Genomic DNA, 9,274 nt, shown 5'->3' on the forward strand with positions numbered 1-9,274 from the left:
TGCCGGAACGGAATTTCTTGTGAACAGGGGCTTTCGTCGGAACGCCTGTACGGGTCCTGAGAGCCTGCTTAGCGGAGAGACTAGAAAAATGGCAAAAGTAATCGGTATCGATCTCGGCACCACCAACTCCTGTATCGCCATCATGGATGGCAAGGAGCCGAAGGTGATCGAGAATGCGGAAGGCGCGCGCACGACGCCTTCCATCGTCGCCATCAGCGGCGACGGCGAACGTCTCGTCGGCCAGCCGGCCAAGCGCCAGGCGGTCACCAATCCTGAAAACACCATCTTCGCGGTCAAGCGCCTGATCGGCCGCCGCTATGACGATCCGGTGACGGAGAAGGACAAGAAGCTTGTCCCCTACAAGATCGTCAAGGGCGACAATGGCGATGCCTGGGTCGAGGCCGGCGGCAAGAAGCAGTCGCCCAGCCAGATCTCGGCCATGATCCTGCAGAAGATGAAGGAAACGGCAGAAGCCTATCTCGGCGAGAAGGTCGAGAAGGCGGTCATCACCGTTCCGGCCTATTTTAACGACGCCCAGCGCCAGGCAACCAAGGACGCCGGCAAGATCGCCGGCCTGGAAGTGCTGCGCATCATCAACGAGCCGACCGCTGCCGCGCTCGCCTACGGCCTCGACAAGAAGGATGGCAAGACCATTGCCGTCTATGACCTTGGCGGCGGCACGTTCGACATTTCGGTGCTCGAGATCGGCGACGGCGTGTTCGAGGTGAAGTCGACCAATGGCGACACCTTCCTCGGCGGCGAGGATTTCGACATGCGCCTGGTCGAGTACCTGGCGGCCGAGTTCAAGAAGGAACAGGGCATCGACCTGAAGAACGACAAGCTGGCCCTGCAGCGCCTCAAGGAGGCGGCTGAAAAGGCCAAGATCGAGCTGTCGTCGACGACGCAGACCGAGATCAACCTGCCCTTCATCACCGCCGATGCGACCGGGCCGAAGCACCTGACGCTGAAGCTGACGCGGGCCAAGTTCGAGCAGCTGGTCGACGACCTCGTCCAGCGCACCATCGACCCGTGCAAGGCGGCGCTCAAGGATGCCGGCCTGAAGGCTGGCGAAATCGACGAAGTCGTCCTGGTCGGCGGCATGACCCGCATGCCCAAGATCCAGGAGATCGTGAAGCAGTTCTTCGGCAAGGAGCCGCACAAGGGCGTCAACCCGGATGAGGTCGTCGCTCTGGGCGCCGCCATCCAGGCCGGCGTGCTGCAGGGCGACGTCAAGGACGTGCTGTTGCTCGACGTGACGCCGCTGTCGCTCGGCATCGAGACGCTGGGTGGCGTGTTCACGCGGCTGATCGAGCGCAACACGACGATCCCGACCAAGAAGAGCCAGGTGTTCTCGACGGCCGAGGACAGCCAGTCGGCCGTGACCATCCGCGTCTTCCAGGGCGAGCGTGAAATGGCCGCCGACAACAAGGCGCTCGGCCAGTTCGACCTGGTCGGCATCCCGCCGGCGCCGCGCGGCGTGCCGCAGATCGAGGTCACCTTCGACATCGACGCCAACGGCATCGTCAACGTTTCGGCCAAGGACAAGGGCACCGGCAAGGAGCACCAGATCCGCATCCAGGCATCGGGTGGGCTTTCGGACGCCGACATCGAGAAGATGGTCAAGGACGCCGAGGCCAATGCCGAGAGCGACAAGAAGCGGCGTGCGCTGGTCGAGGCCCGCAACCAGGCCGAGGCGCTGGTGCATTCGTCCGAGAAGTCGCTGAAGGAATATGGCGACAAGGTCTCGGAAGCCGACCGCACGGCGATATCAGACGCGATCACGGCGCTGAAGGCTGCGGCCGAAGGCGACGACGCGGCCGACATCGAGGCCAAGTCGCAGGCGCTCGCCGAGGCTTCGATGAAGCTTGGCCAGGCCATGTACGAGGCCTCGCAGAAGGAAGCGGCGGAAGCCGACGCCAAGGCGGATGCCGCCAAGGACTCCGACGTGGTCGACGCCGATTTCGAGGAAATCGACGAGGACGACGACAAGAAGAAGTCGGCCTGAACCGTTTGACGGCAAGATAATGCTGAAAGCCCGGCGCAAGGCCGGGCTTTTTTGCAACCCCTTGCAGAAAAACAGCCGACCTCGTCAAAAAATTGCCGGCAAAGCCGCGTCGACACTGGCATCGCGGTTCCATCGCACCTAAATCGAAACGTCAGTGCCGGCAAAAGACGCAACAATGCATCAAGACGTTGAGTATCCGGACAGCGGGAAAAAATGAAAGCTGATTTCTACGAAACGCTGGGCGTCCAGAAAGGCGCCGACGAGAAGGAGCTCAAGAGCGCTTTCCGCAAGCTCGCCATGCAGTTCCATCCCGACCGCAATCCCGGCGATCATTCCTGCGAGCACAAGTTCAAGGAAATCAACGAAGCCTACGAGACGCTGAAGGACCCGCAGAAGCGCGCGGCCTATGACCGCTTCGGTCACGCGGCCTTCGAGCAGGGCGGCATGAATGGCGGCGCGCAAGGCTTTGGCGCCGGCGGCTTCGCCGACATTTTCGAGGATATTTTCGGCGACATGATGGGCGGGCGCCAGCGCCGCTCGTCAGGCGGCCGCGAGCGCGGCGCCGACCTGCGCTACAATATGGAAATCTCGCTGGAAGAGGCCTTTGCCGGCAAGACCGCGCAGATCCGCGTGCCGGCGTCGATCTCCTGCTCGGAATGCTCGGGCAGCGGCGCCAAGCCCGGCACCCAGCCTGTCACCTGCTCGATGTGCAACGGCCACGGCAAGGTGCGCGCCACGCAAGGCTTCTTTTCGATCGAGCGGACCTGTCCGCAATGCCAGGGGCGCGGCCAGACCATCAAGGACCCGTGCCCGAAATGCGCCGGCCAGGGCCGCGTCACCGAAGAGCGTTCGCTGTCGGTCAACATCCCGGCCGGCATCGAGGACGGCACCCGCATCCGCCTTGCCAATGAGGGCGAGGCCGGCCTGCGCGGCGGACCGTCGGGCGATCTCTATATTTTCCTGGCGGTCAAACCGCACGAGTTCTTCCAGCGCGATGGCGCCGATCTCTATTGCAAGGTGCCGATCTCGATGACGACGGCCGCCCTTGGCGGCTCCTTCGAGGTGACGACGCTGGATGGCACGCAGACCAAGGTGAAAGTGCCGGAAGGTACCCAGAACGGCCGCCAGTTCCGCCTCAAGGGCAAGGGCATGCCGGTGCTGCGCCAGCCCAATGTCGGCGACCTCTACATCCAGACCGCGGTCGAGACGCCGCAGAACCTCACCCGCCGCCAGCGCGAGCTGCTGGAGGAGTTCGAACAGCTCTCATCGCAGGACAATTCGCCCCAATCGAGTGGGTTTTTCGCCCGCATGAAGGATTTCTTCGAATCCTTCGGCGAGCGTTGATGCATGTCGCCCAAAAGTGGGAACCGGTTTTGGGACAACGACATGCATCGACCAAGAATCCAAAGAATGGCGCATGAATCGATGAAATGTGCCGCGTCTTGAGACGCGACCAAAGCTATCTTATCCACGACATCGGCATGGTCGCGCCTTGCCTTGCGCCGCTCAGGTGTTAAGTAACTTGTGGGGAGAGCCGAGGAGAGCTTGCATGACACGTCCCGGACTGCGGAAGGCGCTTGTCGAAAAGTTCGACGACGAGCTCAAATTCTTCAAGGGCTGGATCGACAAGCCGAAGACGGTCGGCTCGATCGTGCCGACCAGCTCGATCACCGCCCGCAAGATGGCCTCGATCGTCAATCCGAAATCCGGCCTGCCGGTGCTCGAGGTCGGTCCCGGCACCGGCGTCATCACCCGTGCCATCCTGGCCCAGGGCGTGCGGCCCGAAAACCTCTACGCGGTCGAATATTCCGCCGATTTCGTCCGCCACCTGCGGCGGCTCTATCCCGGCGTCAACGTCATCGAGGGCGATGCCTTCAACCTCAACGCCACGCTGGGCGAGAAGAGCGGGATGCTCTTCGATTCTGTCGTTTCCGGCGTGCCGCTGCTCAACTTTCCGGTCGCCCAGCGCATCGCCTATATCGAGAGCCTGCTCGACCGTATCCCGGCCGGACGGCCGATCGTGCAGCTGACCTATGGCCCGATGTCGCCGATCCCGGCCGGCCGTGGCGACTACACGGTCAAGCATTTCGATTTCATCTTCCGCAACATCCCGCCGACGCAGCTGTGGATCTATCGGCGCGAGGCGCATTAGGGTGTGCCGATATTCAGGTGAGGCCGGCCTGCAAACGGCGGCTCCCTGCGCTTCCGGTGCTCACGTACGAAAAGTACGCTCCGCTCCGGTTCTCGTAAGCCACCATTTTCGGCTCGGCCTGACCTGACTCTCAACACACCCTTCACGCATGCGCCGCCAAAATCGGTTTTGATTTTTGGGCCGGTGCGTTGATTTGAGCTGCCTCTGGCTGTACCTGTCCGGGAACAAGGTTGGCCAATGGCAGTGATCCCGAAAGTCCTCGTCTTCGCCGGCTCGGTGCGCAGCGGCGCCTATAGCGGCAGGACCGCCGACGTGGCGCAAAAGGAGCTCGCCATGCAAGGCGCCGAGGTGACCCGCATCTCGCTCGCCGACTATCCGCTGCCGATCCTCGACGAGGATCTGGAAAAGGAAAAGGGCGTTCCCGAAAACGCCATGAAACTCGGCCGTCTAATCATCGCCCATGATGGGCTGCTGATCGCCACGCCCGAATATAACGGCTCCATCCCGCCGCTGCTCAAGAACACGATCGACTGGGTGAGCCGGGTGCGCAGGGATGGCAGCCGGCCGGTCAGGCCGCTGGCCGGCAAGGTGGCTGGCCTTTGCTCGTCCTCCAATGGGCATTTTGCCGGGATCCGCTGCATCAACCATCTACGCGCCGTGCTGGTGCGTTGCCAGATGGAGGTGGTGACGCCGGAATGCTCGGTGCCGGAGGGCGGCAACGCCTTCGACGAGGGCGGCAATTTCCATGACGAAAGACTGTACAAATCGATGGAGCACCTATGCCGCACGCTGATCGAAACCTCGCGCATGCTGTCGACCCGGATCGGGGCGTGATCGCCGATACCATGCGGACAAAATCCATGCAGGCCCAATCGATGCAAGAAAGACTGATCGTCGGCCTCGACGTGCCGACGGTGCTGGAGGCCGAGCGGGCGGTGCGCGAACTCGACGGCGTCGTCTCCTTCTACAAGATCGGCTATCAGCTGGCCTTTGCCGGCGGGCTCGACTTTGCCAGGGAACTGGCCAGCGGCGGGACAAAAGTCTTCCTCGACATGAAGCTGCTCGACATCGACCACACGGTCGCCAAGGGCGTCGAGAACATCGTCAAGATGGGCGTCACCATGCTGACCATCCACGCCTATCCAAAGGCGATGGCGGCGGCGGTGGAAGCGGCCAGGGGCAGCGACCTTTGCCTGCTCGCGGTCAGCGTGCTGACCTCGATGGACGAGCAGGACATGATCGATGTCGGCTATGAGTATGACCCGCACACGCTGGTGCTGCGGCGCTCGGAACAGGCGCTGCATGCCGGCATGGGCGGCATCGTCTGCTCGGCCGCGGAAGCCGAAGCGGTGCGCCGCATCGTCGGGCCCGACATGGCGGTGGTGACGCCCGGCATCCGGCCGGCGGGCAGCGACCATGGCGACCAGAAGCGCGTGGTGACGCCGGCACAAGCGATCCGCAACGGTGCCAGCCATCTCGTCGTTGGCCGACCGGTCGTCGCGTCGGCCAACAGACGAGAAGCAGCCGAAGCCATCCTCGCCGAAATGCGCTCAGCGTGAGGACCAGTTCTGAAACTCTACTCCGGCGGTCGTCTGACGGCGTTTTCTGCGCTTCCGGTGCTCACGTACTTTAAGTACGCTCCGCTCGTCACCTGCGGTGACCCCGAAAACACCCCAGCCGTCTCGCCGGAGCGACTTTCAAAACTGACCCTCGCCTGCACGGACAGAAACAGGAGAAAAAAATGCCGAAGGGATATTGGATCGCCCGCGTCGATGTGCGCGATGCCGAAGGCTACAAGGAGTATGTCGCGGCTGCGAAGCTTGCCTTCGAGCGCTTCGGCGCGAAATTCCTGGCGCGGGGCGGCGCGCATGAGCTGGCCGAGGGTGTCGGGCGCGCACGCAACGTCGTCATCGAGTTCGAATCGCTCGCCGCGGCGCATGACTGCTACCACTCGCCGGAATACCAGCGCGCGGTCGCCATCCGCCAGAAGGTCGCCGACGGCGAGATCGTGCTCGTCGAAGGCATCTGAGATCCATCGAGATCATCGACCCGAGCCTGGCGGCGCGTCAGACGACGCGCTGAAGGTTCCTTTCCCCTTAGCTTCGCCCCGCCAAGCAGGGCTCCGATCCGGTTGAGGGCGAGGCAGTTTCACTATGCCTTGGCCGACGGCCGGGCATAGCCGTTCGATAACGACCGCTATATGGCCGGCGCACGGCCCATCCAACAATCGACTGCCGAGCCTGAGTAGCCTTCGCCCGAGCGAATTGCGACGGCGCTGGTTGCCAGTTGACATGCAGGTATTTACCTGCATATTATAGCCTCACAAACGAACGAGTGAGGCTGATGGACGCTGACAAGGTTTTCAAGGCACTGGGCGACCCGACACGCAGAAGGCTGCTTGACCTTCTTTGCGAGAAGAACGGACAGACGCTCGGCCAGCTTTGCGAAAACCTGGACATGGCGAGGCAATCCGCCACCCAGCACATCGACCTGCTGGAGGCAGCCAATCTGGTGAGCACGGTCAAGCGCGGCCGGGAAAAACTGCATTTTATCAACCCCGTGCCGCTGCACGAAGTCTACGAGCGGTGGGTGCGGAAATTCGAACGGCAGCGGCTCAGCCTGCTGCACGATCTGAAGCAAGAACTCGAAGGAGAGGACCAATGACCAGAGAGACGACCAGCTTTGTCTACGTGACCTACATCAGATCGACGCCGCAAAAAGTGTTCGAGGCCATAACCAGGCCTGATATCGCGAAACGCTACTGGGGCCTCGAGAACGTCTCCGACTGGAAGCCGGGATCGAAATGGGAGCATATCCGCGCCAATGACGAGCGGACCGTCGAACTCGTCGGCAAGGTCGTCGAGATCTCGCCGCCGACCCGTCTCGTCATGACCTGGGCGAACGCTTCGCAGGCGGACGATCCGTCGCAATACAGCCGGGTGACGTTCGGCATCGAGGAATACGACACAATGGTGCGGCTGACCGTCACCCATGACGAACTCGAAGCCGGCAGCGGCATGGCGAAAGGCATCAGCCAGGGGTGGCCGGCCGTGCTGTCCAGCATGAAATCCTTCCTCGAAACCGGCAGCGGCATCGACCTTTTCGCCAAGCCGAAATCGGCCTGATGCCCTGCGATATCATGCAGAACCAGGCCAGTGGAGAACGACAATGACCAAGCGCTATATCGGCGGCTGTGCATGCGGTGCGATCCGCTATGAAACCAGCGGCGAGCCCATCTTCCAGAACCACTGCCAGTGCCTCGACTGCCAGAAGCGCGCAGGCACCGGCCACGGATCCTATCTGACCTTCGGCCGGCGGGCCGATATGACAATCATCGGCGAGGCGAGCACCTGGCGGGTGGCGGGCGCCAGCGGCAACGAAAAGGTCCACGCCTTCTGCCCGACCTGTGGAACGCCGGTCTATCTGACATTCGTCGCCATGCCGGAACTAATTGCGGTCAACGCGACCAGCCTTGACGACCCCAGCCAATTCAACCCGCAGGTGGTCACATACACCATCCGCGGCCATGCGTGGGACACGATTGATCCCTCGTTGCAGACATTCGAGCGAATGCCGCACGGATAGACGTCCGCCGGGCAAATCGCAACCGGCTACTGTGATGCCTGGTGCTCGTCGCTGGCGAGCGCTTCCGCCTGGTGGCGGTGCCCGAGCATTTCATAGCCGACGACGGTGACGGCCGGCGCCAGCATCAGGATGATCAGGCAGATCGCCATGTCGACGCCGGCAAGTGCCGCGAGGATGGCAAGCGCCACGACCGCCGCGGTCGCGAGCAGCAGCCAGATGTGGAACGGGTCGAAGCGCTGCACAAGATAAGTGTAGAGCGCATAGACCATCCCCAGGAAAACGGCGACGGGAATGGCGGTGGCAAGCAGCGTTTCAAGCGCGCCGATATGCGCCTTGTGCTCGATGAAATAGGCCGCGACATGGAGCCCGGCGCCGGTCGCGACGATGGCGGCGACAATCAGCATCTGCCCATAGCCCCAGATGAATGCGCGATTGCGGTGGGCATGCAGGATCGGCGCTGACGGCAGCATGTAATAGACCCACCACATCCCGAAGGTGAGCCCGGTGCCGGCGATGCAGACCAGCGCCGCATCCAGGGTCCAGCCCTGCTCCTCGACCACTGCGGACAAGGTCGCGAGCGTGCCAACGACTCCCTCACCCAGCGCGATGATGGCGAACAGGCTGTAGCGTTCGGCCATATGGTGCGCATGCCAGGGCGTGCCGCCATCCTTGCCTTCCGCGATCACCGGCCCCGCCAGTTCGATGAGCCCGAGAATGCCAGCGAGTATGATGCTGGTGCCGACCGGGAAATCCACGACGATCTGCACCACCCAGCCGATCTGGGCGACCGCGATGGCGGTGGCGTAGGTCAGGCAGGTGCGGCGCCGGACAGGGTCCTGCCGGGCAGCGCGCAGCCATTGGAAGATCATCGCCACGCGCATGATCACATAGCCCAGCACCATCACCGAATTGTTGAGGTGCTCGCCATGCTCGATCGAGGCGAACATGCGTGGCAGGCCGATCGCCAGCACCAGCACGCCGATCATCTGCACCATGGTGCCGAGGCGGAAAATCCAGTCGTCGGTGTCATAGGCCGAGGAGAACCAGCAGAAATTGACCCAGGCCCAGCAGATGGCGAAGCTCGCGAAAGCGAAGCCGAGCAGGGCGGCCGTGTAGTGGCCTTCGGCCAACGCATGGGCGAGCTGCGACGAGGCAAAGCTGAACGCGGTGACGAAGGTCAGATCGAACAGAAGCTCAAGCGGCGTAGCGACACGATGCGCCTCATGCGGATCGCGCCCGGCCATACGCCTGACATGATGGTGGAGGGCTTCGGGGTTGACGGGTGTGGTGTTCATCGCGCGGCCTTCGCTGAGGGTCGTAAGCCGACACTAGAGCGGTTCATCGTTTCAAGGAAACGTGGAACCGCTCTATCTCCTGTTTCGACGCAATTCCGGACGGAAAACCGTTTCACACTTTTCCTGGAATTGCTCTAGCACTACTTTGGCAGTTTAGGTTTGACGGCGTCTGCGAGCAGCTTCTCACAGTGAGGACATCTGCGGCGTGGCGGCCGCGTGAAGAGGTCGAGAATGGCT

General features: G+C 62.6%; 10 protein-coding genes. 9 read left to right on the plus strand and 1 reads right to left on the minus strand.

What is annotated here, in order from left to right:
• Positions 1-88: 88 nt before the first annotated feature.
• The 9 genes from dnaK to ACFFNA_RS15870 all read left to right on the plus strand — a co-directional run bounded on the left by dnaK (position 89) and on the right by ACFFNA_RS15870 (position 7,742).
• On the plus strand, positions 89-2,005 hold the full coding sequence (gene dnaK / locus ACFFNA_RS15830; protein ID WP_111545315.1) for a molecular chaperone DnaK: 1,917 nt from the start codon (positions 89-91) through the stop codon (positions 2,003-2,005).
• A 213-nt stretch (positions 2,006-2,218) separates the two neighbouring features.
• Positions 2,219-3,349 carry a molecular chaperone DnaJ gene (dnaJ, locus tag ACFFNA_RS15835; protein ID WP_378919643.1) on the plus strand — a complete coding sequence of 377 codons (1,131 nt, stop codon included), beginning with the start codon at positions 2,219-2,221 and terminating at the stop codon, positions 3,347-3,349.
• A gap of 205 nt (positions 3,350-3,554) precedes the next feature.
• Positions 3,555-4,157 carry a phospholipid N-methyltransferase PmtA gene (gene pmtA / locus ACFFNA_RS15840; protein ID WP_378919645.1) on the plus strand — a complete coding sequence of 201 codons (603 nt, stop codon included), beginning with the start codon at positions 3,555-3,557 and terminating at the stop codon, positions 4,155-4,157.
• 237 nt (positions 4,158-4,394) lie between these two features.
• On the plus strand, positions 4,395-4,991 hold the full coding sequence (locus tag ACFFNA_RS15845) for an NADPH-dependent FMN reductase (protein WP_111545317.1): 597 nt from the start codon (positions 4,395-4,397) through the stop codon (positions 4,989-4,991).
• Positions 4,992-5,002: 11 nt separating this feature from the next.
• On the plus strand, positions 5,003-5,716 hold the full coding sequence (pyrF, locus tag ACFFNA_RS15850) for an orotidine-5'-phosphate decarboxylase (protein WP_167458539.1): 714 nt from the start codon (positions 5,003-5,005) through the stop codon (positions 5,714-5,716).
• A 182-nt stretch (positions 5,717-5,898) separates the two neighbouring features.
• Positions 5,899-6,186, plus strand: a complete 288-nt coding sequence (locus ACFFNA_RS15855) for a DUF1330 domain-containing protein (RefSeq protein ID WP_111545318.1) — start codon at positions 5,899-5,901, stop codon at positions 6,184-6,186.
• A gap of 314 nt (positions 6,187-6,500) precedes the next feature.
• On the plus strand, positions 6,501-6,821 hold the full coding sequence (locus ACFFNA_RS15860; protein WP_378919648.1) for an ArsR/SmtB family transcription factor: 321 nt from the start codon (positions 6,501-6,503) through the stop codon (positions 6,819-6,821).
• Complete coding sequence (locus ACFFNA_RS15865) at positions 6,818-7,282, plus strand: SRPBCC family protein (RefSeq protein ID WP_378919650.1); 465 nt, start codon at positions 6,818-6,820, stop codon at positions 7,280-7,282. The genes ACFFNA_RS15860 and ACFFNA_RS15865 overlap by 4 nt, the downstream gene beginning before the upstream one ends.
• Before the next feature lie 43 nt (positions 7,283-7,325).
• Positions 7,326-7,742: a GFA family protein gene (locus ACFFNA_RS15870; protein WP_378919652.1), complete on the plus strand. Its 417-nt coding sequence runs from the start codon at positions 7,326-7,328 to the stop codon at positions 7,740-7,742.
• A gap of 26 nt (positions 7,743-7,768) precedes the next feature.
• Here ACFFNA_RS15870 and ACFFNA_RS15875 read toward each other — a convergent pair whose 3' ends face one another.
• Complete coding sequence (locus ACFFNA_RS15875) at positions 7,769-9,037, minus strand: low temperature requirement protein A (RefSeq protein WP_378919654.1); 1,269 nt, start codon at positions 9,035-9,037, stop codon at positions 7,769-7,771.
• Positions 9,038-9,274: the final 237 nt, after the last annotated feature.

Source organism: Mesorhizobium kowhaii (genome assembly GCF_042431665.1).
GTDB lineage: Bacteria > Pseudomonadota > Alphaproteobacteria > Rhizobiales > Rhizobiaceae > Mesorhizobium > Mesorhizobium kowhaii.